The organism is Luteolibacter arcticus (assembly GCF_025950235.1).
Classification (GTDB): Bacteria; Verrucomicrobiota; Verrucomicrobiia; order Verrucomicrobiales; family Akkermansiaceae; genus Haloferula; species Haloferula arctica.
This window is the reverse complement of sequence record NZ_JAPDDT010000007.1, coordinates 24,598-50,315: the sequence shown is the minus strand read 5'-3', so window position 1 is coordinate 50,315 and position 25,718 is coordinate 24,598. Positions and strand designations below refer to the sequence as shown.

General features: G+C 63.5%; 24 protein-coding genes. 15 read left to right on the top strand and 9 right to left on the bottom strand.

The features are described from left to right. Positions 1-22 precede the first annotated feature (22 nt). Complete coding sequence (locus tag OKA05_RS16175) at positions 23-751, bottom strand: alpha/beta hydrolase (RefSeq protein WP_264488212.1); 729 nt, start codon at positions 749-751, stop codon at positions 23-25. A 14-nt stretch (positions 752-765) separates the two neighbouring features. Then, the gene (locus OKA05_RS16170; RefSeq protein WP_264488211.1) at positions 766-1,656 is read right to left on the bottom strand and encodes an NAD(P)-dependent oxidoreductase; all 891 of its coding nucleotides are present in this window, start codon (positions 1,654-1,656) and stop codon (positions 766-768) included. Between the two features lie 141 nt (positions 1,657-1,797). Between OKA05_RS16170 and OKA05_RS16165 the strand changes: the two genes are divergently transcribed. The 7 genes from OKA05_RS16165 to OKA05_RS16135 all read left to right on the top strand — a co-directional run bounded on the left by OKA05_RS16165 (position 1,798) and on the right by OKA05_RS16135 (position 7,845). After that, the gene (locus OKA05_RS16165; protein WP_264488210.1) at positions 1,798-2,802 is read left to right on the top strand and encodes a hypothetical protein; all 1,005 of its coding nucleotides are present in this window, start codon (positions 1,798-1,800) and stop codon (positions 2,800-2,802) included. A 97-nt stretch (positions 2,803-2,899) separates the two neighbouring features. After that, entirely contained in the window at positions 2,900-4,051 is a 1,152-nt protein-coding gene (locus OKA05_RS16160; RefSeq protein ID WP_264488209.1) for a redoxin family protein, read from the top strand. 71 nt (positions 4,052-4,122) lie between these two features. Continuing rightward, positions 4,123-4,938, top strand: a complete 816-nt coding sequence (locus OKA05_RS16155) for a 3-keto-disaccharide hydrolase (RefSeq protein WP_264488208.1) — start codon at positions 4,123-4,125, stop codon at positions 4,936-4,938. 187 nt (positions 4,939-5,125) lie between these two features. Beyond that, a complete protein-coding gene (locus OKA05_RS16150; protein ID WP_264488207.1) occupies positions 5,126-6,133 on the top strand; it encodes a polyprenyl synthetase family protein in 1,008 nt (335 codons plus the stop codon). A gap of 213 nt (positions 6,134-6,346) precedes the next feature. Next, a complete protein-coding gene (gene nrdR, locus OKA05_RS16145) occupies positions 6,347-6,838 on the top strand; it encodes a transcriptional regulator NrdR (RefSeq protein ID WP_264488206.1) in 492 nt (163 codons plus the stop codon). Between the two features lie 73 nt (positions 6,839-6,911). Further along, positions 6,912-7,484, top strand: coding sequence for a hypothetical protein (locus OKA05_RS16140; RefSeq protein ID WP_264488205.1), 573 nt, complete (start codon positions 6,912-6,914; stop codon positions 7,482-7,484). A 16-nt stretch (positions 7,485-7,500) separates the two neighbouring features. After that, positions 7,501-7,845, top strand: a complete 345-nt coding sequence (locus OKA05_RS16135) for a histidine triad nucleotide-binding protein (RefSeq protein WP_264488204.1) — start codon at positions 7,501-7,503, stop codon at positions 7,843-7,845. Positions 7,846-7,944: 99 nt separating this feature from the next. Here OKA05_RS16135 and OKA05_RS16130 read toward each other — a convergent pair whose 3' ends face one another. The 4 genes from OKA05_RS16130 to recN all read right to left on the bottom strand — a co-directional run bounded on the left by OKA05_RS16130 (position 7,945) and on the right by recN (position 13,272). Next, positions 7,945-9,942, bottom strand: a complete 1,998-nt coding sequence (locus tag OKA05_RS16130) for a glycoside hydrolase family 20 protein (protein WP_264488203.1) — start codon at positions 9,940-9,942, stop codon at positions 7,945-7,947. Positions 9,943-10,121: 179 nt separating this feature from the next. Beyond that, a complete protein-coding gene (gene rimK / locus OKA05_RS16125; RefSeq protein ID WP_264488202.1) occupies positions 10,122-11,027 on the bottom strand; it encodes a 30S ribosomal protein S6--L-glutamate ligase in 906 nt (301 codons plus the stop codon). Beyond that, complete coding sequence (locus OKA05_RS16120) at positions 11,024-11,581, bottom strand: ATP-dependent zinc protease family protein (protein WP_264488201.1); 558 nt, start codon at positions 11,579-11,581, stop codon at positions 11,024-11,026. The genes rimK and OKA05_RS16120 overlap by 4 nt, the downstream gene beginning before the upstream one ends. Before the next feature lie 32 nt (positions 11,582-11,613). Then, positions 11,614-13,272 (bottom strand): DNA repair protein RecN, encoded by a 1,659-nt coding sequence (gene recN, locus OKA05_RS16115; RefSeq protein ID WP_264488200.1) that lies wholly within the window; start codon positions 13,270-13,272, stop codon positions 11,614-11,616. 290 nt (positions 13,273-13,562) lie between these two features. Between recN and OKA05_RS16110 the strand changes: the two genes are divergently transcribed. Further along, on the top strand, positions 13,563-14,348 hold the full coding sequence (locus tag OKA05_RS16110; protein ID WP_264488199.1) for an MBL fold metallo-hydrolase: 786 nt from the start codon (positions 13,563-13,565) through the stop codon (positions 14,346-14,348). A 225-nt stretch (positions 14,349-14,573) separates the two neighbouring features. Here the strand turns inward: OKA05_RS16110 and OKA05_RS16105 are convergent, their stop codons facing one another. Further along, positions 14,574-15,977 carry a TonB-dependent receptor gene (locus tag OKA05_RS16105; RefSeq protein WP_264488198.1) on the bottom strand — a complete coding sequence of 468 codons (1,404 nt, stop codon included), beginning with the start codon at positions 15,975-15,977 and terminating at the stop codon, positions 14,574-14,576. A gap of 112 nt (positions 15,978-16,089) precedes the next feature. Between OKA05_RS16105 and OKA05_RS16100 the strand changes: the two genes are divergently transcribed. The 5 genes from OKA05_RS16100 to OKA05_RS16080 all read left to right on the top strand — a co-directional run bounded on the left by OKA05_RS16100 (position 16,090) and on the right by OKA05_RS16080 (position 20,774). After that, positions 16,090-16,593 (top strand): YceD family protein, encoded by a 504-nt coding sequence (locus OKA05_RS16100; protein WP_264488197.1) that lies wholly within the window; start codon positions 16,090-16,092, stop codon positions 16,591-16,593. 12 nt (positions 16,594-16,605) lie between these two features. Continuing rightward, a complete protein-coding gene (rpmF, locus tag OKA05_RS16095; protein ID WP_264488196.1) occupies positions 16,606-16,788 on the top strand; it encodes a 50S ribosomal protein L32 in 183 nt (60 codons plus the stop codon). An 88-nt stretch (positions 16,789-16,876) separates the two neighbouring features. Continuing rightward, entirely contained in the window at positions 16,877-17,935 is a 1,059-nt protein-coding gene (plsX, locus tag OKA05_RS16090) for a phosphate acyltransferase PlsX (protein WP_264488195.1), read from the top strand. 367 nt (positions 17,936-18,302) lie between these two features. Next, positions 18,303-18,983 carry a hypothetical protein gene (locus OKA05_RS16085; RefSeq protein ID WP_264488194.1) on the top strand — a complete coding sequence of 227 codons (681 nt, stop codon included), beginning with the start codon at positions 18,303-18,305 and terminating at the stop codon, positions 18,981-18,983. 90 nt (positions 18,984-19,073) lie between these two features. Continuing rightward, positions 19,074-20,774 carry a right-handed parallel beta-helix repeat-containing protein gene (locus OKA05_RS16080; protein WP_264488193.1) on the top strand — a complete coding sequence of 567 codons (1,701 nt, stop codon included), beginning with the start codon at positions 19,074-19,076 and terminating at the stop codon, positions 20,772-20,774. Positions 20,775-20,793: 19 nt separating this feature from the next. Here OKA05_RS16080 and OKA05_RS16075 read toward each other — a convergent pair whose 3' ends face one another. Next, positions 20,794-21,303, bottom strand: a complete 510-nt coding sequence (locus OKA05_RS16075) for a hypothetical protein (RefSeq protein WP_264488192.1) — start codon at positions 21,301-21,303, stop codon at positions 20,794-20,796. Between the two features lie 639 nt (positions 21,304-21,942). Here OKA05_RS16075 and OKA05_RS16070 point away from each other — a divergent pair. Further along, positions 21,943-22,476: a sigma-70 family RNA polymerase sigma factor gene (locus tag OKA05_RS16070; RefSeq protein WP_264488191.1), complete on the top strand. Its 534-nt coding sequence runs from the start codon at positions 21,943-21,945 to the stop codon at positions 22,474-22,476. After that, positions 22,476-23,867, top strand: coding sequence for a FecR family protein (locus OKA05_RS16065; RefSeq protein ID WP_264488190.1), 1,392 nt, complete (start codon positions 22,476-22,478; stop codon positions 23,865-23,867). The genes OKA05_RS16070 and OKA05_RS16065 overlap by 1 nt, the downstream gene beginning before the upstream one ends. A gap of 303 nt (positions 23,868-24,170) precedes the next feature. Here OKA05_RS16065 and OKA05_RS16060 read toward each other — a convergent pair whose 3' ends face one another. Continuing rightward, positions 24,171-25,463: a Gfo/Idh/MocA family protein gene (locus OKA05_RS16060; RefSeq protein WP_264488189.1), complete on the bottom strand. Its 1,293-nt coding sequence runs from the start codon at positions 25,461-25,463 to the stop codon at positions 24,171-24,173. Positions 25,464-25,718 lie beyond the last annotated feature (255 nt).

Genomic DNA, 25,718 nt, shown 5'->3' with positions numbered 1-25,718 from the left:
CCGTCCAGCTCGCGCGGAAACCTTAGCCCAGGTATTCGTCCAGCCAGTCCGCGACCGAGGAAACGACCTGCGGATAGGTGGGCTCGTCGAACGAATGCCCCGCGCCCTTGATCTCCACCAGACGCTTGGGCTCTTCGGCGGTGTCGTACGCATCCTTGCTGTCCTCGGGGAGCACCACGTCATCGGCAGATCCATGGATAAGCAGCCACGGGACGCTGACCTGGCCAACCTCGTCGAAGAGGTCGCCGATCGCGCAGAAGTCATCGACGTGCTTCTGGGACAGCGGGCACTCCGGATTGTCCCACATGAAGCCCTTGTCCGGAATCACACCATCGAACTCGCGCTCATAGAAGGCCTCCGTGCGGACCATGCCGGCGAGCGAGACCAGCACACGGATGCGCGGATCCTCCGCGGCCACCGTGACGCCGACGGCACCGCCCATGCTATGGCCGATGTAGGCTATCTTGAGGCGGGACGGCAGGGCCTCTAGGATGTCGCGCAGGTCCCTGCTTTCCTTGGTGATGGTGGCGTGGCGGAAGTCCCCTTCCGAATTGCCATTGCCCGGCCATGAAATCCGGAGGCAGGGCCAGCCTCGGGCGGCCAGCCCTTCGGCCACGGCGACCAGCAGCGGGCGATCCTTGTTTCCTGTCACCCCGTGGCCGAGCAGCACGAGCACGTCCTCGCGGTTGCCAGGGTGAAAGGCGGTGTCGAGCTTCTCGCCGACGCGGTTGCGGAATTCAGGGAGATCCATCGGAAATGCGGGGCTCAATGAACCGTGCGGCCGGGAAAGGTCAACTCCGCCACGCCGGACTTGTCGAGTTCACCGAGGCCAAGCTCCACCATCCGGTGGTATTGCGCCTCGGTGGCGAGCGACAACGGGGTATTCACGCCGGTCTCGGCGGCGAGGGCATTGGCGATGCCACTGTCCTTGCACGCGTGGGCCGCGGAAAAATAGCAGTCGTGCTCACGGGCGATCATGTCGTCGCCATCGGTCTCCAGCACGCGGGAGTTCGCGCCGGTCTGGGAAAAGACTTCCTTCAGCATCGAGAGGTCAAGCCCGAGCGCGGCCCCGAGGCCGAGGCCTTCGGCAAGGCCGGCCGTGTTGATGTTCATCACCATGTTCACCAGCGCCTTCACCTTGGCCGCCTGGCCGGTGCCACCGACGTGGCGCAGCGAAGAAGCCAGGTCCTTGAGGACAGGCTCGGCCTTGGCGAAGGTCTCTTCCGAGCCGCCGACCATCAGATAGAGCGTGCCCTGCCGCGCCTGAGTGATGGACGATGCCATGCACGCTTCCAGCGCGGTGGCGCCCGCAGCTTGGCAGGCGGCGTCGATCTCCTCGTGGACCGCCGGGCTGACGGTCGCGCAGTTCAGGAAGATCTTGCCGGTCGCTCCGGTGAGCAGCGAATCCCCTTCCGCCGCGAAAATCCCGCGCATCGCCTCGTCATCGGTCACCACGGTCAGGATCACATCGGCGGAGGCGGTTACCTCGGCGAGGGTCGCCGGGGCGGTGCTGCCGAGTTCGGCGGCGAGGTCCTGGGCCAGCGTCGGAAAGGCGTCGAAGACGGCAGTCACCGGGTATCCCTGATCCTTCAGGCGGCGAGCCATGTTTGCTCCCATGCGGCCGGTTCCGACGACTCCGATGCGTGCTCTGGACATGTCGCGGAACGTGGAGCAGCCGCCGTAGCCTGTCCACCACGGCCAACTCCCCGTGGAAAAATCCTGTCTTTTTCCGCCGGGTTGCAAAACATCTCCCCTACTCAGACGTTTCACCTGTCCCTGCCAATCAACGCTAAACCCATGCAACGCACCGCATTCCTCGCCTTGCTGCTCTCCGCCGCACCGCCCGTCCTTCACGCCGATCCGCTCAGCGAGGCGGACCGCGAGGCACTCATCGAGAAGCTCGATAACCTCCGCGACACAGCCAAGGAGAAGGCCATGGGCCGGCTCGGCGTCGCCATGGCAGCCTACAAGGCGGCCATGGGCAGCGATGAGGTGGCGATGGAGTTTTACCTGAAATGCGTGGAAAAGGTCGAATTTGAGGACCAGAAGAAGAGCGCCCAGGACTTCCGTGAATGGAAGCGCCGCCAGGAGGACCGACTGAAGCAAGACGGCCTCGGCCGCTGCCTGCGCCACCAGTTGCGCTGGTTGGTGCTGTCGCTCGAAGCGGCGGAAGCCCAGGGCAACTTCAAGGAGTTGGCACCCAAGGCCAGCGCCGCGCTGGATGACATTTTCAGCAACCCCGATCAGTTCGCCGGCAACGTGGGACCACTGCGCGAGCCGGTGACCAACACCGTCTTCGCCCGAGCTTACAACATCGGCGGCGTCAAGGTGGAGAACTGGCCACTGTCGCCGCTGGAGCTTCCCGCGGTCTTCAACCAGATCATGTTCCCGCCCCTGCGTGCCACCGGCAAGCTGGACCTGATGCGAGAGCAGTGGCAGCGGCGCATCCGCTACGAAGGTTTGATGCGCAAGGAGATGACCGGTGGCGGCGGCGGGGGTGGTGGCGAAGGCCGCGGTCGCGGTGAAGGCCGGGGCGAGGGCCGTGGAGACGGCGGCCGCGCCGAGGAAAACTCGGCCGAATACGAGAAGTTCATTTCCGAGACGCTGCCCGACCTGAAGTGGCAGATGGAGGAAGACATGTACAAGGCCGGCGACCAGCAGCGCGCGGCAGTGAACATGCTGACCCACATTGAGACCCATCTGACCCATCCCAAGGCACGCGATTGGGCGGAGCGCTTCCGCTCCCTGATCGACCCGCCAAAGGCCGAACCCAAGGAAACGGCCGAGAAGACCGGCCCATAACCCGCGGGCAGCGGCTTGCGGCGAAGTGCGTCACCGGGGCAATTCCGATTGTCCCGGCCGCAACATCCCGGTTGTTTCAGCGGTAATCGTATCCGCCATGAAAGCCGTCATTCTCAGCTTCGCCTTTGCCGCCACCGCTTTAGCCGCCGATCCCCCGACGCCACCAGTGCTGGCGATCGGCTCGCCCGTGCCGGATTTCGAACTGCCGGGAATCGACGGCAAGAAGCACAAGCTGGCCGAATACGCCGACGCGAAGGTCCTGTGCCTGGTTTTCACCTGCAACCACTGCCCGGACGCCATCGCAGCCGGGCCGCGGATGGAGGAGATCCACCAGCAATACAAGGACAAGGGCGTCGCGATGGTCGCGATCAACAGCAGCAGCCCGCTCGGCCTGACGCCAGACGAGCTCGGCTACGGGGCGCACGGGGACTCGTTCGAGGAGATGCCCGCCTTCGCCAAGGACAACGGCTGGACCATGCCTTACCTCTACGATGGCGAAACCCAGACGCTTAGCATGGCGGTGGGTGCCCAGTCCACCCCCCACGTCTTCGTCTTCGGCCAGGATCGCAAGCTCGCCTACACCGGCCGCCTCGACGATGCCCAGCGCAAGACGGGCCCGGTGGAGAAGAGCTACCTGAAGGACGCGCTCGATGCCGTGTTGGCCGGCCAGCCGGTGAAGGAGCCGGTGACCCGCTCCTTCGGCTGCTCGACCAAGTGGCTGTGGAAACAGGCGTGGCGCGAAAAGGACCAGAAGAACTGGGAAGCCAAGCCGGTGACGCTTGAGAAGCTCGACGTGGAGACCGCCAAGAAGCTCCGCGCCAATGCCTCCGGCAATGTCCGCCTGATCAACTTTTGGTCCACCACCTGCGGCCCCTGCGTCGCGGAGTTCCCGGATCTGGTCGATACCTACCGCCGCTTCCAGAACCGCTCGTTCGATTTCGTGACCATCTCGCTCGACCCCGTCAGCGACGAGGCGAAGGCCCTCAAGTTCCTCGAAAAGCAGCACGCCGCCCTCTCCGACCGGACCAAGAAATCGCTCGAGAAGGACGGCCGCACCACCAACAACTACCTCTTCGCCGGCGACAATCCGGACAAGCTGGCGGAAGCGATCGACAAGGAGTGGTCCGGTGCCCAGCCGCACTCGGTGATCGTTTCGCCGAAGGGTGAGATCGTCTGGCGTCACACCGGCGCCGTCGATCCCGTCGAGCTCCGCAGGCAGATCGTGAAGGCCCTCGAAGGAATGCCGTAAACCACCGTTTCCGCTCCGACGTCTCTCATTGCCGCCCCGACCGGGGCGGCCATTTTTTCCAGACCCCGCCCATGAAAATCCGACACATTCTCGTCGCCACTACCCTTGTTTCCGCTGCTGCCTCCGCTGCAGAAGGCTTCAAGGATACCCCGCTTATCCCCGGCTCCAAGTGGCACGTCCACGATCCGGACCGCCCGAAGCCGCCGGTGGTGGAACCCGGCAAGGAATTCAGCCAGTTGGCCAATGCCCCGCAGGACGCCGTGGTACTATTCAACGGCAAGGACTTCTCCAAGTGGCAGGGCGAGAAGGGCGAGGTGAAGTGGAAGATCGAGGGCGACTACGCCGAGACCACCAAGACCGGCCGCATCCGCACCAAGGACGAGTTCGGCGACTTCCAGCTCCACCTCGAATTCGCCACTCCGGCCAAGGTCGAGGGCAATGGCCAGGGCCGCGGCAACAACGGGGTCAACATTTACGGCAAGTACGAGATCCAGGTGCTCGACTCGTTCAACAACGTGACCTACGCCGACGGCCAGGCCTCCGCGATCTACGGCCAGACCCCGCCGATGGTGAATGCCTCGCGCCCGCCCGGCGAATGGCAGACCTACGACATTATTTTCGAAGGCCCCCGCTGGGATTCCGCCGGCAAGCTGGTCAAAAAGGCCTACATCACCGTGCTCCACAATGGCGTGCTGGTGCACCACCACCGGGAACTCCACGGAAACACCGTCTACCGCGGCGTCGGAAATTACGACAAGCCCCACCCGCCGAAGGGCTTCATCGAGCTCTATGAGCACGGGAATCCGGTGCGTTTCCGCAATATCTGGATCCGCGAGGTCAAGATCCCGACGCCCGAGGATCTCGGAATGGCTCTAGAGGCTAAGTAACTCGATTCCAAGAACGTAGGCGCGTTCGTGAGAACGCGGCAGCAAGGGTAAAGCACGCTTTCCGATGGCTTCCGCGATGTCACCACCGCGCCCGCGTTTGGACAGCGATCCGCATTCTTTCAGTCTTTCCTGACATCGGGGTTGCGGGCACGGGGAGATTGTGAAATTTTTCACAAGCCCCAGCGCCATGAGCACGACCACCGTCCAACAGGGCCGCAGCGAGCGGTTTCCCTTCGAACTTGTCCGGCCCCAATTGGAGAAGGTGGAAGCCTCCATCCGCGATCAGGTCCGGGCCTTCGACCCGGCCGTGGAGCCCTACGTCAGCTACGTCTGCAATACCTCGGGCAAGCGCATCCGTCCTGCCCTCTCGGTCCTGACCGGCGGCGCCCTCGGCGGCGTGGAGGAAAATCACCTCAAGATCGGCGTCATCCTGGAACTCATCCACATGGCGACGCTGGTCCATGACGACATCATCGACGGCGCCGTGACCCGCCGGATGATCCCGACCGCCAATGCCAAGTGGGGCTCGGGCCTCTCGGTCCTGCTCGGCGACGCGCTGTTCTCGCACGCCCTGCACCTAGCCACCGAGTTCGAGGACATCTCGATCTGCCGCAAGGTCGGCCACGCCTCGCGCGAGGTCTGCCAGGGCGAGATCGTCCAGACCCAGCGCCGCTGGGACCTCACCCTGACCAAGGCCGACTACTTCCGGATCATCGAGATGAAGACCGGCGCGCTGTTCGCCGCCGCCACCGGCATCGCCGCCGCCCTCTCGGGAGCCGACGCCGAAACCGAGTCGCGCATGTTCGACTACGGCATGAAGCTCGGCACCGCCTACCAGATCTACGACGACTGCCTCGACCTCGTCGGCAGCGAGGAAGATGTCGGCAAGACGCTCCGCACCGACCTCGAGAAGGGCAAGCTGACCCTGCCGATCCTGAACCTGCTCGAAAGCGCCAGCGAGTCGCAGCGCGCGAAGCTCACCAAGCGCATCGTCAATCAGGAGGCGCTCGATCTGCCGGTGCTGGTCGGCATCGCCGAATACGAGGGAGCCATCGAGTCGGCCGTGGACACCGCGGCCAACATGCTCGGCACCTGCCGCGACCACCTCGTGGGCCTCCCCGGCAGCGAACACGTCGAGGCACTGGAGCAGATCACCTGGTTTTTGGCGGCGCTGCTGGAAAAGTGCCGACGCTGAAGAGCACGCGAAGCTTTCCCGAATAGGGTCCCATGGGTCACATGGGACCTATTTTTTTACCTGCGAAGCTCGCCTCACCCGGAAAGCCACCTTTCCTAAAAAACTCGCTTCATTTCCCCCGACCATTCGGGTCATCTACTAAATATGGCGTGGTTTTCAGATTGACCCACCCATAGGTAGATTCTACGTTCGCGGCCATCGTTTTTCGACCCTATGCGGTGTGTGCAATGCGGATCATTCAAGGACAAGGTGCTCGACTCTCGGATGTCGAAGGACGGCACCACTATCCGCCGCCGCCGCGAATGCCTCGGATGCAACTATCGCTACACCACCTACGAGCAGATCGAGCGCACGGAACTCCGTGTCGTGAAGCGCGACGGTGCCCGCGAAGCGGTCAACCGCGAGAAGATCATGAGCGGTCTGGTCAAGGCCTGCGAGAAGCGCCCCGTCTCGATGGATCGCCTCGACCGCGCGGTGGACGAAATCCTAACCGAACTTCACCAGGACCACGTTTCGGAGGTGCCTTCTTCCGTGATCGGTGCCAAGGTGATGGACAAACTCCATCAGATCGATCCCGTCGCCTACGTCCGCTACGTTTCGGTCTACCGCCAGTTCGAGGACGTGGGTGAATTCATCCGTGAGATCCAAGCCTTGGAACGCCGCCCCTCCCGCGATCCCATGCAACGCCGCCTGTTCAAGGACTAACCGTTTTCCCGCCCTGCTGTTCCAACCCTCAACCCCGCGCACACCCGCCGCAACACTTTGATTTGAACCAACCGTGATTTCGCTCATCGGTAACCGCCCGGCCATTCAGGTCGGACGTCATCAAGTGATCCACTACGACACGTCGTGGCTGGGCACCGCCTTGCGTCGCGCCGCGACCGCCGCCGACCGGCAGGATTTTCCCTTCGTGGACGAAATCCGGCTCGGCATCGAACAGTACCTCGAGAACAAGTGCCCGCTGCACCTCCTGCCGCTGGACGACTTGTTCGACCGGATGCGCCACATGCTGGTGCGCATCGGCTGTGAAACCATCGCTGACAAACTGGAGCCGCTGGCCCCACCCGTAACGCTGTCGCTGCCGCGCCTCGCCAAGGACGCCGGCAATGGCTTCGAACTCGCCTTCTTCGGCGCGTTGAACAAGGAACTCGTCGACCTGCGTGCCGCTGGAGCCGAAGAGATCCGCTTCACCGGCCTGCGCGAATGCGCCCAGCTCCTGTGTGGCACCGACAAGTGGGATAGCCAGTGCGACCACCTGCTGCTGGAGATCCGCACCTTCCTCGGCAACATGGACCGCGAGCGCCATCGCTTCCACCGGCCGATGCGGCTGCGGCTCGATGGCGAGCGTTAGATCGATTCTTCCCAAGATGGAAAAGACCCTGTTTCAGAAGATATGCGACCGCGAGATTCCCGCCACGATCGTGTATGAGGATGACCTCTGCGTGAGCTTCAAGGATATCTCACCGGGAGCGCCAGCACACCTGCTGCTGGTGCCGCGCAAGCCGATCCCTCGGATCGCGGCGGCGACCGCGGAGGATCAGAGCCTGCTCGGCCACTTGCTACTGACCGCTCCGAAGATCGCTCGCGAGCAAGGTTTCGCCGACGATGGTTTCCGGCTGGTCATCAACTGCGGCAAGAACGGCGGCGAAACCGTCCCACATCTCCACGTCCACATCCTCGGCGGAAGGCAGATGGAGTGGCCACCCGGCTAGGCCATCACGGCTTCTCATCTGGGGCGCAGCCCATAAGGAGAGTGGACGTTCCGTCCACCCGTGTCGACGGGACGTCGACACCCCTTATCGAAATCCGCTTCAAGGCTGCACCTCGATCTCGTGAATGATCAGCCAGTTCTTCTGCGGCTTGGTCACGCGGATGCGGAGCTGCTTGGTGCCAGTCGGCAAGGCACCGCTGGCAGCACCACCTTCGAAAGCCGCGACCTCTTTCCAAGTCGAGCCATCGGCTGAGGCTTCGAGCACGCCGCCATCGAGCTTATCGCCATTCTGGCTGGCTTCGCCACCAGTCTTCACCGTGACCTTGCCGGACTTGGGTTCCTTGAAGGCGACTGTGAGGTGGTCGTTCTCCTTCAGCTCCCGGTTCACCCAGAAAAAGGTCTCCGGCTTGCCATCGTAGGCGAACTCCGGCCAGTGCTCCTGATAGATGCCGAGCGAGGTGGTGACGGTGGAGCCGTCGGCAGTCTCGCGCTTCGGCGGATCGTAAGGCTCCGCACGGTTCACCTTGGCGGCGTCGTAGTGCTTCATGATGCCATCGAGGCGGCCACGGAAGCCCTCGTAGTTCTTCTTGTCCGCGGGACTCCAGGCGATCTCCGCCAAGGCCGCGATGCGCGGGAAGGCCATGTATTCGACCTTCTTCCAGTCGTGCATGTACTCGGTCCAGAGTTGGCCCTGCACACCCAGCACGTGCTTCTGCTGGTCCGGCGTGAGGCCCGTAGGCACCGGATCATAGTCATACACATTGCTGACCGGGCGGAAGCCACCGATGGTTTCGAATTCCGGTCCCTTCGCCAGCTCCGACTTCTCCGGGCGCTGGTAGTGATCGAAATAGAGCCGGTGGTTCGGAGCCATCACGACGTCGTGTCCCTCGCGAACCGAGTCCACCGCCGCTTTCACGCCGTCGCCTTGCCAGCACATCACGGTGGCGCTCGGAGCGAGGCCACCCTCGCGGATCTCATCCCAGCCGATCAACTTGCGGCCTTTCTTCTCCAGCATCTTCTCGACGCGCTTGATGAAGTAGCTCTGCACATCGTGGCCATTCTTGAGGCCCACCTTCTTCATCAATTCCTTCACGCGCGGGGAGCTCTCCCACTGACCCTTGGGTGCCTCATCGCCGCCGATGTGGATGTATTCGGAAGGAAAGAGCGCGCACACCTCGGTCAGCACGTCATCGACGAAGCGGAAGGCCTCCTCGGTCGGAGCCAGCGTGTAAGGATGGACGCCCCAGCGGCCGATCACCTTCGGCGCGTAGCCGGGGATGTCGGAATTGCCGAACTGAGGGTAAGCCGCAATCGCCGCCGCCATGTGGCCGGGCATGTCGATCTCCGGCACGATCGTGATGTGGCGCGCCTTCGCGTAGGCGACCACTTCCTTGATCTGCTCCTGCGTGTAGAAGCCCCCGTAGCGCTTGCCATCGTCGGAATTGCGGTTGCCATAGGGCGGCGAGGAATCGCGCCAGGCACCGATCTCGGTGAGCTTGGGATACTTCTTGATCTCGATGCGCCAGCCTTGGTCCTCGGTGAGGTGCCAGTGGAAGGTATTCATCTTGTGGAAGGCGAGCCAGTCGATGAAGCCCTTGATGTTCTCCACCGGGAAGAAATGGCGGCCGACATCGAGGTGCATGCCGCGCCAGCCGAAGCGCGGCTCGTCCTTGATCGAGACGGCAGGGATGCTTTTGCCCCCCTCCAGCGGCAGCAGTTGCAGCAAGGTCCGCGTGCCATTCCACGCACCGGTGGCGTCCTTGCCCTTGATGACCACGCCCTTCGGCGAGGCTTCGAGCGTGTAGCCGCCGGGCTGCAGCGCGAGCGAGGAGTCAAGATCGAGGCGGATTTCCGACGGCAGCATGATGCGCAATTCCTCGCGGACGGCCTTCGGCTCGTGGCCGGTGCGGGCTTTCAGCTCGGCGGAAAACACCTTGGCCTCGTTTGCAAGCGCGGCATCGAAGCGGATGCCCGTCTCCGCGGTCACGGCGAAGCTCCCCTCGCCCGTCTTCACTTCCTTTGGAAGCGGGATCAGCGGGAGGTCCGCAGCGGTGACGGATGCCGACAGCAGGGCGAGCGCAACGAGGGCTTTTCTCATGGGTCGCACTTCAACGAATGCCGGGGGTCCGGACAATCGGGAAAATGCGCAGCATTGTTGGGAAATTGGGCCGCCTTCCTGCCCAAAGGTAGGCGCGGTGGTGACACCGCGGAACGGTCCCCGGCATCCCGCCCCACACTCACTTCCCCGTTCTCCGTAATGCGCCTACCTCAAACGCATCACTTGTCCGTCGGCTTCGGCGGCTTGGGACGCTTCACGGCCGCCTTCTCGATGAAGTCGATCACCATGTCCGCCACCGGCTTGCCGGAAGACTTCTCGATCCCCTCCAAGCCCGGCGACGAATTCACCTCCATCACCACAGGCCCATGATTCGAGCGCAGAAGGTCCACGCCGGCGAAATTCAGGCCCATGATCTTCGCAGCGCGGATCGCCACCGTGCGCTCTTCCGGGGTGATCTTCACCTTCTCCGCGGTGCCGCCACGGTGGAGGTTCGAGCGGAATTCCCCCTCGGCTGCCTGGCGCTTCATCGCCGCGACCACCTTGCCATCGACCACGATGCAGCGGATGTCCGCGCCCTTGGCCTCCTTGATGAATTCCTGCACGAGGATATCGGCGCGCAGCCCCTTGAAGGCATCGATCACCGATTCCGCGGCGTTGGTCGTTTCGGCCAGGACCACGCCCACGCCTTGAGTACCCTCGAGTAGCTTGATGACCAGCGGGGCACCGCCGCACATCTTGATCAGCTCGGCGGTGGCATCGGTCGAGTGGGCGAAGCCGGTGATCGGCAGCCCCACGCCCTTGCGCGCCAGCAGTTGCATGCTGCGCAGCTTGTCGCGCGAGCGGGCGATCGCCACCGAGTCGTTCACCGTGAAGACGCCCATCATCTCGAACTGCCGGACCACGGCATTGCCGTAGAAGGTGTGGCTCGCGCCGATCCGCGGGATCACGGCGTCAGCGGTGAGTTCCTCGCCCTCGATGAAAATCTTCGGCTTGTGGGCCGTGATGTTCATGTAACAGCGGAGGTAATCGACCACCCGAACCTCGTGGCCGCGCGCTTCGGCGGCGTTGACCAGGGCGGAGGTGCTGTAGAGGCTCGCATTGCGCGAGAGGACGAAGATTTTCATGGGCGGCAGATGCCGGGGAACTGCGATTCAAGATCGCGAAGCGCACCCATCAAATGGTGCCCTAGCGGGTCAATGAGAAAAAAACCGGCCAACGCCCTGCGACCTAGCAGCAACGGGCACTTCATCTTGCCGCGGTGCGCCAAAGTCAGCCGGATCTTCCAGCTGAAGCCCCCCGGCAACACCGCCTCGGTCTCGATGTAATGCCGTTTCCGCGCCACTCCGGTGGAGCTTTTCACCCGCCCCGAGCCAGCCACGGGTGCCTCACAGGGAATCCGGCGTCCATAGTGGTCCGAGGTGACGAAACGGACACGCGTGCCGTCCTCGATGATCTCGATATCCTCCGCGTGCAGGGATGAAGTCCTTGCCCCCGTGTCAGTCTTGGCATGCAGCGGTCCGACGCCGAATTCCGGCAGCGTAAGCCACTCAAGCCGCCCTAACACCAGCCGCGGCATCCCGAGCTGTCTCCACGGCAGCCCCATCTCCCGCGCCAATTGCCCGGAAGGCGTATCGACCGGCTGCGGCACGGCAGTGTAGCTGCGGGGCTTGCGTTTCATGGAAGGAATACGCCCCATAAGACCCATAAGTCTTATGAGGCGTCGAGAAGAAGACTCGCCGCCATCGCCCGGGCTTGTTCCCCGCCGCCGCCGAGCATGCGGACCAGCTCGGAAATGCGTTGCTCGCCGCCGACCGGAAACAGCCGCGAACGGGTCCGGCCACCGGCCACCTCCTTCTCGACGACGTAGTGCCGTGCCGCGAGCGCGGCGACCTGCGGAAAGTGGGTGATCGCCACCACCTGATGGCGCAGGCCAAGCGTGGCCATCTTCTTGCCGACGGCACGGGCAATCTCGCCGCCGACATTGGCGTCGATCTCGTCGAACACCATCAGCGGCGTGGCGTCCTGCTCGGCCAGCGCGCTCTTCACCGCCAGCATCACGCGGCTGATTTCACCGCTGGAAGCAATCTGACGCAGCGGCTGGAGCGGCTCGCCGGGATTGGGGCCGAAGAGAAATTCGATGCCTTCCAAACCCGAAGAAGCGGGCTCCTTGTTAGAGACGACCTGCACCTCGAAGGACGATTGCTTGAAGCCGAGATCCTTGAGCTGGCCGGAGATCTCCTTGGAAAGCTTCGGCGCGGCTTTCTTGCGCTTCGCGGTGAGTGCCAGGCCCGCCTTGTCGGTGGCTTCGCGGAGTTGCGCGGCCTCGGCAGTAAGTTGCTCGAGCCGTTCGCCGCGGTTCTCCACGGCGTCCAGCCGGGCGGCGGCGCGATCCCGATGCGTGAGCACCGCGGCAAGGTCGCCACCATACTTGCGCTTGAGCGTTTCGAATAGATTGACCCGTTCTTCAAGGCGATTTGCTTCCGCCGGATCGATGTCGAGATCCTCGGAATAGTCGGCCAGCGAGCGTTCAAGCTCCTGCAGCTCCATCACCGCGGTCTCCAGGCCCTGGGTGCGTTCGCGGATGCTCGGATCGAGCTTCTCCAGATCCCGGACCAGCCGCTGGACTTCGATGAGATGGGTCAGCACGCCATCATCATCCGCGCCGAGCGCGGAGGAGGCAGCGCCGGACAGCTCGACCAAGCGCGAGGAATTGCTGGCGCGGCGATAGCGGTCGGCGATCTCGTCTTCCTCCTCCGGCTTCAATTGTGCGGCATCGATCTCCCCGACCTGATGGCGCAGCAAATCGAGCTCCTGCGTGCTCGCGGACTCGGCCTTGCGCAGGTCTTCCAGCTCGGTCTCCTTGTCGCGCCATGCACGCCAAGTGGACCGGTAGCCGTCGAGAATCCCGTCGCAGCCTGCGTAGGCATCCAGCATCGAAAGCTGGCGCTCGGTGGAAAGCAGCGACTGGTGATCGTGCGGGCCGTGGAGGTCCACAAGGTGCTCGCCCAGCCGCTTGAGCAAATTGAGCGTGACCGGAGAATCGTTGACGAACTGCCGATTCGCGCTCTGCCCGATCACGCGACGGACGATCAGCGAGCCATCTTCGCAAGGCTCCAGCCCGCCCTCGGCCAGCACGGCATTGATCTCCGCGGCATCGCGCAGCTCGAAGACGGCCTCGACGGTGCAGGTGTCCTCGCCGGTGCGGATGAGCGATTTGTCGGCGCGCTCGCCCAGCACCAGCTTCAGGGCGCCGACGATGACGGACTTGCCGGCGCCGGTTTCGCCGGTGACACCGACGAGGCCGGGGCCAAGTTCCCACACGAGTTCATCGACGAGGGCGAGATTGCGGATTTTCAGCAGGGTGAGCATTGGCGGAGCCGCGGGCAGGCGCATGATGCAAGCCCGCGGCGGGGAGTCAACCGGCCGGACGCCGGAAGGGGCGATCGTTGCCTCCGGGACGTTCCCCGGGAGCGCCGGTCTTCAGACCGGCCCGAATGGTCCCTCACTGCCGGTCTGCCCAAGGACGGCGGAAGCGACGACCGGGCGGACATCACCCTCAGCTTCGCCTGACCGATGAACCGCACCCGGAGAGTGCGGACCACTCTGCCGCACCCGAGCTTGCCGCGGCTCCCCTGCCCTGCCAGCTTTCGGCCGCATTCATGGCGGCGGATTTCGAACTGACCTTTCTGGGGACCGGCACCTCCGTCGGCGTCCCGGTCATCGGCTGCAAATGCCGCGTTTGCACCTCGGAAGACCCGCGCAACAAGCGCACCCGCTCCTCCGTCCATGTCCGCGCCGGGGACGTCTCGGTGCTTGTGGATTCCGGGCCGGACCTGCGCGAGCAGGCGCTGCGTGAGGGCCTAACCAAGGTCGATGCGGTCGTCTACACCCACGCGCATGTCGACCACGTGGTTGGCTTCGACGAGTTGCGCGCCTTCTGCTGGCACCGCGAGGACCCGCTGCCGCTGCACGCGACCGCCGACTGCATGGACACGCTGAAGACCATGTTTGGCTGGGCCTTCTCGCCGGAAAACATCTTCCGCGGCTACATCAAGCCGGACCCGCACATCATCGCCGGCCCCATGATCTTCGGCGATCTCACCGTGACACCGCTGCCGGTCGAGCATGCCAAGGCGGAAACGGTCGGCTTCCTTTTCGAAATGCCCGGTGCCCCGGCGACCGCCTACATCCCGGACGCCAAGCTCGTCCCGGAAAGCACCATCGCCATCCTCCAGCGCGCCGACATTCTCATCATCGATGCCCTGCGCTCGATCCCGCACCCGACCCACCTGTCCACGGAGGAAGCACTGGCGATCATCGCCGAGACCGGCGTTTCGCGCGGATGGCTGACGCATCTGGGTCACGAAAACGATCACTACGAGCTGGAGGCCATGCTGCCCCAAGGCGTGGGCGTTGCTTACGACGGGCTGAAGATCCGCGGCTAGCGCATCGTGCGAAATTCATCCGCCGATCCGCGATGAGTGGCCCCAGCTTCCCGGGCGTATCGGGAGTTTCAAGTGAACCGCGAAATCACGCGAATAAGCGCGAAATCTAAAGGCAGGAAGAGATTCTCCTTCTAACAAAATTCGCGTCTTTTCGCGTTCTTTCGCGGTTCAATTTCTTCATCCGGGCTTGGCCTGGACGGTTGCACCCCAATGCGAGCGCCCAACCTAATCCAGCGCGATCGCGGCAGTACCACTACCGGCCTCATGCACATGCAGCGCCGATCGGTGCGCTTCTTCCGGCACGTAGAGACGCCATGTCTCGTCTCCGTCGGCGATCATTTCGCGGATATCCCGGCCGGTGAATTTCAGCAGATTCTCATCTCCCACCGGCACCGCCCGAACGCGGCCGCTCTCGACAAAGTGGCGGTAGAGAAACTTCGAGTCCTCCGGCGGCACGAAGGCGTTCGCATCCACCAGTTCGCCGCTGCGGCGGTTCTTCCACGGGTAGACGTAAAGCGTGACCTGGCTCTTGAAGAGCCGGCCGAAGGACTCTAACACGCCACCGGGGAGATTCTCCGACCACTTCGCTTTGAAGAGTTCATTGAGCAGACCGATGCTCAGCACGATGCCGATCGGCCGCTGCGTCGATCGTGCGAGATACGACGAAATCCGGTGGAATTCCGAGTAGCGCGACACCAGCACCGTCTTGCCGAGCGCTTGCAGTGCATTGCAGCGATCGATGAAGTCCACATGGTCCACCGCGCTGCCGCGCAGCAGGTTGGCCATCGTCATTTCGCAGAGTTCCATCGCCTGCTCACCCGGCTCCAGCGCCGAGGCAAACACCCCGTTCGCCTGCTCTAACATCTGTAAGTGCAGCGTCGTCACCGGGTCGAAGCTGCCGCGCAGCAAGAGGATCGGCTTCTTGTAGAGCGCCTCCGCCGCCTGCACCACCTCGCCATCCGGCAGGAACATCGCCGCCTCGGTGAGCCCGGCTTCCACCAACGCCAACGAGCACAGGCGATTGTCGAAGAAGCTGTAGCCGTGGCCGTGGAATTTCAGCATGTCCACCTCCACCCGCCCCGGCCGCAGGTTGTCTATCAGCGAGCTAACAAAGCGCCCGAGATGGCCGCGATGGCGGAAGGTGGCGTGGATCAGATTCACCCCCACCACGCCTAGCGCCTCCTTCTGCTCCTGGGTCTCGTCATCCAGCAGCCGCAGGTGGAGAAAGATGTCCGATGGCGGATCGCCCGGCTTCAATTGGAAGCGCAGGCCGAGCCAACCATGACATTCGGCGGTGTCCTGATAGCCGCGCGCCCGCACCGTATTGCACAGCGAGAAGAAGGTCGTGTTGCCCCCGCGCTTCGGCCCCAGCCGCTCCAGCAGGATCCCATATTCGTGATCCAGCATCTGCAGCAGCCGCTGGCGCGAGACGTAGCGAGCGCTTTTGCCATAGATGGCATCGCTCATGGTCATGTCGTAGGCCGAGATGCTCTTGGCCACCATGCCCGACGAACCGGAAGCGCGGAAGAACCAGTTCGCCGTCTCCTGCCCCGCCCCGATCTCCGCGAAGGTCCCGTAAATCGTCGGATCCAGATTCAGCTCCTGGGCCTTGTCGTAAGTGGTCGCCATCGCTGCAGCCATGGTGAGCCGGGCGACCGGTGAGGGGAAACGGAAAATCCCTCAGCGGTCCGCCGCAGGATTTCCCGTTGCATCGCGCGCGCCGCTGGTTGAAATCCCCTGCATGTCCGACCGCCTCCTGATCGACCTTTCCACCCTGCCGGAGGAGGGCAAGCACTTCAGCGGCGAGCTGCCGGTGGAGATCTTCGACCTCCCGGATTACGACGCGAAAGCGCTCGGCCCGCTTTCCTACAGCCTCTACGCCCAGCGATTCGCCTCGGAGCTGCTACTTTCCGGCAGCCTTTCCGCGCCCTTCGAGTTCACGTGCGTGCGCACCCTCCACCCGTTCGTGAAAACGCTCCAGGTGGAAGGCGCGAGCGTGGCCGTGGAGATTGAGCAAGAAGGACCTCTGGACGTCACGGAGGCCATCCGCGAGGAGATCCTGCTGGCATTTCCGGACTACCCGCGGTGCGACGAAGCGGACGTACCGATGCACTGCGAAATCGATCCCCGATATTTGGCAGTGGACAAACCTGTCGGCGATGGGGTAGAGACCCGCCCCCGCGACGCAGGGGACGCCCGTTGGGCTGCCCTCGATGCGCTGGATAAACAAGATTCCGAACGCTAATTCCTTACCGCCATGGCCGTACCAAAGCGCCGTCAATCCAAGAGCCGGCAAAAGATGCGCCGGGGCGCCACTCGCTGGCGTGCACCGATTCTCAAGACCTGCCCGGAGTGCGAAAGCCGCGTGCCTTCGCACATCGCGTGCCCATCCTGCGGCACCTACAACGGTCGCAAGGTGCTTGAAGTGGATGCGCTCTGAAGCGCTCCGCCCCGTATTTCCAGAAGTCGCCGAGCCGGGTTCCCCGGCCCGGTGATTTCTCGTACTTGGATCCCACGACTTCCCTGCGATGAAAGTAGCGCTCGATGCCATGGGCGGCGACCACGCCCCCGCCGTCAATATCGGCGGTGCCAAGGAAGCCCTCCAGCTCTACCCGACCATCGAAAAGATTTTCCTGGTCGGCGATGAGGAGACGATCCGCGCGGAGTGCCAGAAGCAGGGACTTTCCACCACCTCGCCGCGGGTAGCCATCGTGCACGCCCCGGAGGTGATCGGCATGGCCGAGCCGGGTGCGAAAACGGTGCGCCGGAAAAAGCAGTCTTCCATCAATGTCGCGATGGACCTGGTGAAGGCGGGCGAGGCGGATGCCTTCGTCTCCGCCGGGAATACCGGGGCCGCCGTGGCCTCCGCCACGATCAAGCTGCGGCTGATCGAGGGCGTCGACCGCGCCGGCATCGCCTCCGGCCTGCCGAATGAGCACGGCATCTGCCATCTGCTCGATGCCGGGGCAAATCCCGAGGCCAAGCCGGAGCACCTGCTGGTCTATGCCATCATGGGCAGCGCCTTCGCCCGCCACGTGCTGGGCGTGAAGCACCCGAAGGTCGGCCTGATGTCGAATGGCGAGGAAGACGAGAAGGGCACCACTTTCACCAAGGAGACCTTCGCGCTCCTCCGCGAATTCGCCGACACCGGCAAGGCCCCGTTCGACTTCGTCGGCAACGTCGAGGGCCACGATCTTTTCGAAACTCAGCTTGATGTCGTCCTGTGCGACGGCTTCACCGGCAATGTGGTCCTGAAGTCCTGCGAAGCGACGGCCAAGGCGATGTTCAAGTGGCTCAAGAAAGAGCTCACCGCGAACACCGTGCGCATGATCGGCGCGAAGATCGCCAAGGGCGCATTCGTTGCCGTGAAGGAGCGCGCCAGCGCCGAATCCTACGGCGGCAGTCCGCTGCTCGGTGTGAATGGCGTGGTCATCATCGCCCACGGCGGCTCGACCGCGGTGGCCGTGAGAAACGCGATCCGCGTCGGCATGGAAACCTTTGAGCACCGCGTGAACCCGCACATCGAGGCCACGCTGAAGCAAGTGGGCCCCGGAGGGACCGACCCGGCCTTGCCATCTGGCAACTAGGGTCCCAAGCGGGAAGTTCGTTGGGGATGACCCCGCCTCTGCGGGAGATGCCAGAGTGAGGGAACAACGAAACGAACGAAAATGGCGAAAGTTGATGCGCCATGGAATCGATCGAGACCGGTAAAATCCGGCGGGATTTTCCCGCCTTTGTTTTCGCGCGTTTCGCCGATTTCGTTGTTCACCGGTCCACAGGACCTTGCGTTTGTTGAACGGACTTCCAGATTACTTGAATGGTCCACGGCTCATTGAAGAGCGGTCCGATGACACAACGGAGCGGAGATCTCGAAATCCGGCGTAACGATGCCGCCGGGTGCTGAAATCCCCTCGCAACGGCCTTCGCCGTGCGAAACCAAATCACTCCCACGAGATGACCCTATCCCTTCGGGCCGCATTGCCGGTCCTGCTTCTCGGCCTCGCCACCGGCAGCCACGCCGCCACGACCCTCATCGATAACACCACCCTCAATGGCAGCTTCGAGAATGGAACGGGCACCACCACGATCACCTCTTGGTCCGTCGCACCGGGAAACGCCATCATCGAGCGCAAGAACGACAACGCCCAGAACGGCGGCTGGTCGTTGGTCGTCGGCCGCAACTCTTCCGGCGGTCTCTCCGGCGTGGCCGTGAATACCGGCTACAGCATCGCCACTGGCGATGTCTTCGACCTGAGCTTCAGCCTTCGTGGGGCATTGAATGCAGAAGCCACCGACCAGGTGGCGTGGTCGCTCTTCTACACCAGCGACAATACCCTGGGCGGCACCCAGACGCAGCTCTTCTCCGGCAGCAATGCGCTCACCGGGGCCACCGGCTTGCTCGCCACCAGCCCCTACAATCCCACCGGCACGTTGAGTTCGGGTGCCGCCCACCTGGCAGCATCGGGCAAGACCTTGTTCCTCTCGATCACGGCGGGCAGCGGGTTCACCAATGACGAGTTCGCGCGGATCGATTCCGTGGCGCTGTCCGTCACCAGCGTGCCGGAGCCGTCCCTGCCGGTGATGGCCGGACTGGCTGCCATCACCCTTTCGGTGATCCGCCGCCGTCCGCTCTGAACGGGTGTTACTTTTCCATCTTCGCGACACAATTCCGGCGATGCCATCCGTAGCTTAACCACGGGTGGCATCGCTTCCCTTGTCCCCATCATGATTGCCCGACTCCTTTTCTTCCTCTTCTCGTGCAGCGCCGTGATGGCGCTCGATGACTTCCGCCCGATGGTCGCGGAAGCGATCTCGAAAGGGGAAAAGAAAGTCATCATCCCGCCCGGAACCTATCGGCTCGCGCCAACCGGCGGCGGGAAGTGCGTGTGGACGCTTCAAGGACTCAAGGACGTCGAAATCATCGCCGATGGCGTCACGCTCGTTTCCACCAAGCTCACCCGCGCGGTGGCGATCGACCGGTGCACCGGCGTCAGCCTGCGCGGCCTGACCGTGGACTACGATCCCCTGCCCTTCACCCAAGGTACGGTGACTGCCGTAGCAGAGAACAAGGGCTGGATCGAGGTGAAGCTCCACGCCGGCTATCCGCGTCAGCCTTACTCGCGGATCGATGTCGTGGATCCTGCGACACGCTACCGCAAGAAAGGCATGCCATTCCTCTGGGGCACGAAGGCGGAGATGCGCGGCGAGGATACGGTGCGCGTCACCTTGAAGGACATCGGGAAAGCAGCGGAAACCGGCACGCTCGCCTCGCTGAATACCGGCCCGGCCGCCGACGGCATCCCGCACGCGTTTTCACTCGAGCGATGCTCGGGCGTGAACTTGCGCGGCGTGACCATTCACAGCGCGCCCGGCATGGGCATCCTCGAGTGCGATGGCGATGGCAAGACCGAGTATCTCGCCTGCCGCGTGGTGCCCGGCCCGACGCCTACCGGCGCGAGCGAGGCACGGCTGCTCAGCACCTCATGGGACGCCATGCAGACGAAGACCGTCCGCCACGGCCCGCGCGTGGAAGGCTGCGAAATCCGCGAAGCGGGCGATGATTCGTGGAGCGTGCAATCGTCGGACTTCATGGTGCTGAAAGTCACCGGCAGCACGCTGGTCATCGCCAGCCGCGACGAATTCACCGTCGGCGTGGAAAGCGGCGACCGCCTCAAGACGCGCATCGGCGGACCGGACGCGACCATCACCTCGCGACGCGAACTTTCACGAGAGAAGGCCGCGCTCGATCCCGCGGTGACTGCGAAGCTGAAGGATGCCCCGCAGTGGTCGGAGTGGAGGGTCTCGCCGAAGTGCCTCGAAGTCACGCTCGACCAAGCGCTGCCGGTGAAAGCCGGCGACTCGCTGTATTCCCCCGACCGCATGGGCAATGGCTTCTCCTTCCTCAACAATCGCATCCACAGCTCCGGACGGCTCTTGATCAAGGGAGCCGGCCGCATCGAGGGCAACCTGCTCGACACGCCCCACTCGATCGTCGTGTGCCCGGAGATTCCCGGCAATGCCGCCGCCGGCATCGATGGGCTAGTCATTCGCAAGAACACCATCCGCCGCTCCGGCTGGTTCTGCGCCGCGCCGTGGTCCACGCAGGCCGGCGCGCTTTCCATCACCGCCGGTGGCGGAGCCCAGCAACTCCGCGCTCCCGCCGTCTTTGCGAACATCGTCATCGAGGACAACACCTTCGAAGACTGCTCCGGCCCGAACCTCGTGATCTCCTCCGCCAAGGGCGTCAAAGTCCGCGGCAATCGCTTCATCCGCCCCCACCACGACAAGCCGGACGGCACCGGCGGGAGCTACGGCATCGCAAGCAACGCCGTGATCTGGACCGCGCAGTGCGAAGACGTGGAGATGAAGAACAACCCAATCACCGAGCCGGGGTCGTTTTGCGGGGAGAAGGTGGTGGAGAAGTAGCGGCCGCGAAACATGAAGATTACCAACCAGGGTAATCGACCTTCTGCCACGTTCGCAGGTCCGGATCCCACCGCTCGACTTCCCGAAATTGAAACCATTCACAATCTTCGAGCATGGATCCAGGCGGCTTGTAGTACTGAGCGTGATAAGTTCCCGTCATCCTCACATAGTTGCCGGTGGCAATCCAAACTCGTTCGGGTTGAAATTGGTCCGGAAGTATCGATCCTAAGCTGAAACCCTTGCGGATGAAGCTTGGATCAGGGCGCATCAGGAGGAAGTTCCCCACCTCCAACGTATTATCAGCGGAGGTGCCCACGGACAAACCATCGATGTCGCCTCGCCAATATCCCTCCAAGGTCACGACTCTTCCATCCCATCCAGCGGTTGGAGAGCCTCCGGTCTTGATGAGATCCCGAAGGGCTACCACGGGTGCGGGAGGGGCCCTGAAGCAAGCAACGTAGATACCCACTGCAAGCACCCACGCACTGCCGATCCCAACAAGCAACCGGCGCTTTATCTTGCTGGTCATGGCGGCCTGATCTTGGAGATGACGATTGCGTTGGATATCCCGGAAGATTTGAGAAACCAGCCGTCATCGTCCTTGCACGCGGCTATATTGGGCACACGCGGGGCTTGGCAGTCAAGGCCCGGCAAGGTCCGCAATCTCCCGTAGCGGGTAGGATTCCACAGGGTCGATTCATCACGCTGTCCACGGCTCCTGAGAAACTCCGTGATCCGGCCCTGGCGATCCCGGAGGGATCACAGCGAGTAGCCGGTGGTCGCAGTCGCGCAGCGGCAAAGACCACCGGACCCAAGGGAAATCGCAAGGAATCCCGGAGGGGATTCCAGCCGGGCCGGAAGCACCCCGCGGCGTCTAACAATTTCCACCAAGTCGGAACCAGAATGAAAATGCGGGCAGCGTCCGCTGTTCATGCCCGGCTCGCATCCCCTCCGGGATGCCTTTCGCTCCGTGCCTCAACCGGGGGTGGCTCAACGCTTACCCCCGGCTACTGGCTGTTTTCCCTCCGGGAAAGATGACTCGTTCGGATCTCTTGCCCGGCAGCTTTTGCAACAGTCTGTCACGAACGCGCCTACGGTTAAAACCAGTATTCCCCTGAAATCTTTCCGTAACGTCCCGCGAAACAGTCAAATCCCCTCTCTGAAACCCATGCCAGAGATCAATCAATTCGCCGGAGTGGTGCGACAGCATCATGCCAGCCTGCGCTACTTCATCCGCTCGCTCGGGGTGCAGTCGGCGTGGGTGGACGACCTTGCGCAGGAGGCGTTCCTGCTCGCCTACCGCAAATGGGAGGACCTCGACGAGGTCGGCAACGCCGGCCTGTGGCTGTGCGCCATCGCCAAGAACCTGGTCATGAACGAACTCAGTAAGACCAGCCGCCGTCAGCGGTTGTTGGATGAGAACATGACCACGCTGCTGCTCGCGGCCGAAGGCGGAGGAGACGAGCGCCCGGCCTCCGTCGCCGACCGCGGCATCCGGCACGAGGCGCTGCGCGATTGCATGGCGAAGCTGCCGGAGCGGTCTCGCCAGGTGGTCCATGCCCGCTATTTCGACGACCAGAACTCCAGCGAGATCGGCAGCGACCTGAAGATGACCACCACCGCGGTCCGCCAGGTCCTCTTCCGCTCGCGCCAGTTGCTGGCCGACTGCTTGCAAAGAAAATCCATTCACGAAGCCACCTGATGCACCCTCACGATCCATCCGCGTTCGGTCCGCTGCTCGAGCAATTGCTCGAAGGAAACATCGACGATGTCTCGCGCGCACGACTGATCGCCTTGATGGAGGCCGACCCCGCGCTGCGGGCGGAGGCAGCACGGCAGCTCGTGCTTTCGGATGCGCTGAAGAACCTCGCCAGCAACGAGGATGGCGAGCAGTTCGTGGAGCTGGTCACCGAGCACGCCTTCCACCTCGGGGGCGAGGGCGAGAATGAATTCACCGAGCGCGTGATGCAGAGGCTCCCGTTGCGGCGCCGGCGTCCGGGACTGCTCGCGGCGACCGCCTTGATCGGGCTGTGTGCGGTGGCCACCTTCCTGATCTTCCGCGGTGGCGACGCAGCACATGGCGCGACGATCGCCACGCTGCGGCAGATCGATGACCGCGGCAGCATCGTGTCCACCGAGGAGATCGCGCAGGGCTACAAGCACCAGCTGGCAGGTGGCCTGCTGCGGTTGGACTTCACCAATGGCGCGGTGGTCGCGATCGAGGGCCCGGCGGACTTCGAGATCGTCTCCGGCATGGTGATGAAGCTCGGCTCGGGCAAGCTGAATGCCTGGTGCCCGGAAACGGCGCACGGCTTCCAAGTCCTCACGTCGAAGGCGACGGTCACCGACCTCGGCACTTCCTTCGGCGTGAATGCGGCGGCCGACGGCAGCGCGAACTTCGTGGTGCTCGACGGTCTCATCGAAGTCAGCGATGGCGGCGGAACCCACCGGCTCGACGAGGGCAAGGCGATGCAGAGCGGCAATTCCGGCCTGCATACCGTGGCATTCAAGGCGGACGCCTTCCACCGCACCTGGCCGCTGGCCTCCGGCATCCTTTCCGCCCGCGGCGCGGTGAAAGCCGCACCGCCAGGCACCGCGGAGCAGCTTGCCAAGATGGAGGACAATGAAGCCGTGCTGGTGATCCCGGAGAGGCGCGGCGTGCCCTTCAACCACCCGATCGAGGTCGAGCTATCCGCACCGGGAGAAATTTCCCTGAAGCATGCACCGGTGCGGCAGACGCTCGCGCCGCGCCCCGGCACTTTCCTGCGTAGCTTCTTGATCCGCTACAATCCGATCGGACGACCTGGGGACAAGTTCCAACGCTTCGAAGGCGAGGTCACCTTCGACCGCCCGGTGCTCGCGATCTGTGCGCATGGTGCAGTGCTGGAAGCCAGCGACCCGATGTTTGCCACCGGCCCATGGCTGTCGGCCGACGGGGCCATCGAGTTCCGCGGGATCGACCTCGACCAGCCGGAGCAACACGCCGACCTCGTGCATCTTTCCGAGGATCGCCAGACGGTCCGCATCGTCTTCAATGCCGGCCTCTCGACCGACGACCTTCGCGTGATCGTGGAGGAAGAAGGATCACGCTGATCCCCATCCCCCGGGCGTTTCGACAAACCCAAGCACTATCGGGTCTCGCTTACAGCGTACGTAGTCCCGGCTTCAGCCGGACTCGAAGCGAGATGACGGCTCGCACGTCCTGCGTGTCCGGCTGAAGCCGGGACTACTTACAACTTGGATCGAAGCGGGGACCTTCTTCCACGGCCAGCGTCGCGGCACTGCCGTCCACCTGGAGGCAAGTCTCCACCCGGCCAAGCCTCAAACGCAAACCGGCGGCGAAAGGGATTTCGCCGCCGGTTCCGAATGTTACTGGATTGCTATTCGCGGACGCCTTCAAGCGACGCTGGCCGATCCGGGCACGGGGCACGGATACATGCCATCGGGGCCTGCCTTCGGGCCGGGCTCGGCATCCCAGGCGAGCACCTTCGGCATGGTGTCGATCGTTGAATTGAGCGCCTGCTCCCACGTCACTTCGTGACCGGTGTAGGCAGCCATGCGGCCCATGATCGCGGTCAGCGTGCTCTCCGCGGTGTAGTAGGCATCATTGTGCGCCTCGTCCTTGCGGATGAAGTCATAGAGCCGCTCGTGCTCGGTCTGGTAGGGATTGTTATCCTGGCCACGGAAGCGCCACACGACCTTGCCGGAGCGATCCTTGATCATGCCGGGGAAGGCGGAGCCCTTGGTGCCGGTGATGGTTTCACTGATGCGCGAGGCGACACCGTTCCAGTGGCGGCACTGCGAGTTCATCACCGTACCATCCTCATAGGTGTATTCGACGAAGAAGTGGTCGAAGATCTCGCCGAATTGCTTGCCGACGCGCTGGGTGCGCCCACCCATGCCAAGCGCCTTGACCGGGTGCTTGCCGCCCTTGAACCAGTTGCTGACGTCCAGGTTGTGGACGTGCTGCTCGCAGATGTGGTCGCCGCAGATCCAGTTGAAGTAGTACCAATTCCGCATCTGGTACTCCATCTCGCTCATGCCGGCCGAGCGATCCTTCACCCACACGCCGTTGCCGACCCAGTAGACCTGCGAGGAAACGAAATCGCCGATCACGCCTTCCTGCACCTGCTTGAGGGTCTCGAGGTAGCTGGTCTGATAGCGGCGCTGCAGGCCGCAGACCACCTTGAGCTTCTTCGCATCGGCCTGCTTGGCCGCTTCGAGCACCTTGCGAATGCCGGGGCCATCGACGGCGACCGGCTTCTCCATGAAGACATGCTTTCCCTTCGACACCGCGTATTCGAAGTGCGCGGGGCGGAAACCCGGCGGCGTGCAGAGCAGCACCACATCCGCGGCTTCGATCGCCGCCTTGTAGGCTTCGAAGCCGACGAAGCGGCGCTCCTTCGGCACGTCCACGCGATCGCCGTACTGCTTCTTCAGGCTATCGTGCGCGGCATCGATGTTGTCCGGGAACGCATCGGCCATCGCGACCAGCCGGGTGCCGGGGACATTGAGCGATTGCGCGGCGGCACCGCTGCCCCGGCCGCCACAACCGACCAGTGCGATCTTGAGCTCGTCCGCGGCACCACCTTGGGCGCGGAGAATTCCCGGCATGGCGGTCGCGGTGGCAATCAGGGCGCCGGACTTCAAGAAGCCGCGGCGGTCGGCGAGATTGGTTTTTTCGGTCATGGTCTTTGCGGGTGTCGTTTCAAGCCCCGGGTAACACCCCGGATCTCGATCTCAAGCCAATACGACACTGAAAGACCTGATTTCTCTGCAAATCTGCGGATCATCGCATGGAAATCAGGTTGACCTTCACCGTCGGAACCGCGGCCTCGAGAAGACCGCGGTTCCAATGGATTTCACCGGCGAGCCGTGTGTTACAGCTTGCGGGGGATGATCTTCCCGCTGCCATTACGCGCCGCCACCAGCGGTCCTTCGTGG

What these genes read in the sequence shown, in the direction of transcription:
- plsX (WP_264488195.1), top strand. Translation starts at nt 16,877, where the DNA reads ATGAAAGTAGCGCTCGATGCCATGGGCGGCGACCACGCCCCCGCCGTC.
- OKA05_RS16080 (WP_264488193.1), top strand. Translation starts at nt 19,074, where the DNA reads ATGATTGCCCGACTCCTTTTCTTCCTCTTCTCGTGCAGCGCCGTGATG.
- OKA05_RS16105 (WP_264488198.1), bottom strand. Translation starts at nt 15,977, where the DNA reads ATGGCGACCACTTACGACAAGGCCCAGGAGCTGAATCTGGATCCGACG.
- OKA05_RS16085 (WP_264488194.1), top strand. Translation starts at nt 18,303, where the DNA reads ATGACCCTATCCCTTCGGGCCGCATTGCCGGTCCTGCTTCTCGGCCTC.
- OKA05_RS16135 (WP_264488204.1), top strand. Translation starts at nt 7,501, where the DNA reads ATGGAAAAGACCCTGTTTCAGAAGATATGCGACCGCGAGATTCCCGCC.
- OKA05_RS16120 (WP_264488201.1), bottom strand. Translation starts at nt 11,581, where the DNA reads ATGAAACGCAAGCCCCGCAGCTACACTGCCGTGCCGCAGCCGGTCGAT.
- OKA05_RS16170 (WP_264488211.1), bottom strand. Translation starts at nt 1,656, where the DNA reads ATGTCCAGAGCACGCATCGGAGTCGTCGGAACCGGCCGCATGGGAGCA.
- OKA05_RS16110 (WP_264488199.1), top strand. Translation starts at nt 13,563, where the DNA reads ATGGCGGCGGATTTCGAACTGACCTTTCTGGGGACCGGCACCTCCGTC.
- nrdR (WP_264488206.1), top strand. Translation starts at nt 6,347, where the DNA reads ATGCGGTGTGTGCAATGCGGATCATTCAAGGACAAGGTGCTCGACTCT.
- OKA05_RS16070 (WP_264488191.1), top strand. Translation starts at nt 21,943, where the DNA reads ATGCCAGAGATCAATCAATTCGCCGGAGTGGTGCGACAGCATCATGCC.
- OKA05_RS16060 (WP_264488189.1), bottom strand. Translation starts at nt 25,463, where the DNA reads ATGACCGAAAAAACCAATCTCGCCGACCGCCGCGGCTTCTTGAAGTCC.
- OKA05_RS16150 (WP_264488207.1), top strand. Translation starts at nt 5,126, where the DNA reads ATGAGCACGACCACCGTCCAACAGGGCCGCAGCGAGCGGTTTCCCTTC.
- rpmF (WP_264488196.1), top strand. Translation starts at nt 16,606, where the DNA reads ATGGCCGTACCAAAGCGCCGTCAATCCAAGAGCCGGCAAAAGATGCGC.
- rimK (WP_264488202.1), bottom strand. Translation starts at nt 11,027, where the DNA reads ATGAAAATCTTCGTCCTCTCGCGCAATGCGAGCCTCTACAGCACCTCC.
- recN (WP_264488200.1), bottom strand. Translation starts at nt 13,272, where the DNA reads ATGCTCACCCTGCTGAAAATCCGCAATCTCGCCCTCGTCGATGAACTC.
- OKA05_RS16155 (WP_264488208.1), top strand. Translation starts at nt 4,123, where the DNA reads ATGAAAATCCGACACATTCTCGTCGCCACTACCCTTGTTTCCGCTGCT.
- OKA05_RS16165 (WP_264488210.1), top strand. Translation starts at nt 1,798, where the DNA reads ATGCAACGCACCGCATTCCTCGCCTTGCTGCTCTCCGCCGCACCGCCC.
- OKA05_RS16175 (WP_264488212.1), bottom strand. Translation starts at nt 751, where the DNA reads ATGGATCTCCCTGAATTCCGCAACCGCGTCGGCGAGAAGCTCGACACC.
- OKA05_RS16100 (WP_264488197.1), top strand. Translation starts at nt 16,090, where the DNA reads ATGTCCGACCGCCTCCTGATCGACCTTTCCACCCTGCCGGAGGAGGGC.
- OKA05_RS16130 (WP_264488203.1), bottom strand. Translation starts at nt 9,942, where the DNA reads ATGAGAAAAGCCCTCGTTGCGCTCGCCCTGCTGTCGGCATCCGTCACC.
- OKA05_RS16065 (WP_264488190.1), top strand. Translation starts at nt 22,476, where the DNA reads ATGCACCCTCACGATCCATCCGCGTTCGGTCCGCTGCTCGAGCAATTG.
- OKA05_RS16160 (WP_264488209.1), top strand. Translation starts at nt 2,900, where the DNA reads ATGAAAGCCGTCATTCTCAGCTTCGCCTTTGCCGCCACCGCTTTAGCC.
- OKA05_RS16075 (WP_264488192.1), bottom strand. Translation starts at nt 21,303, where the DNA reads ATGACCAGCAAGATAAAGCGCCGGTTGCTTGTTGGGATCGGCAGTGCG.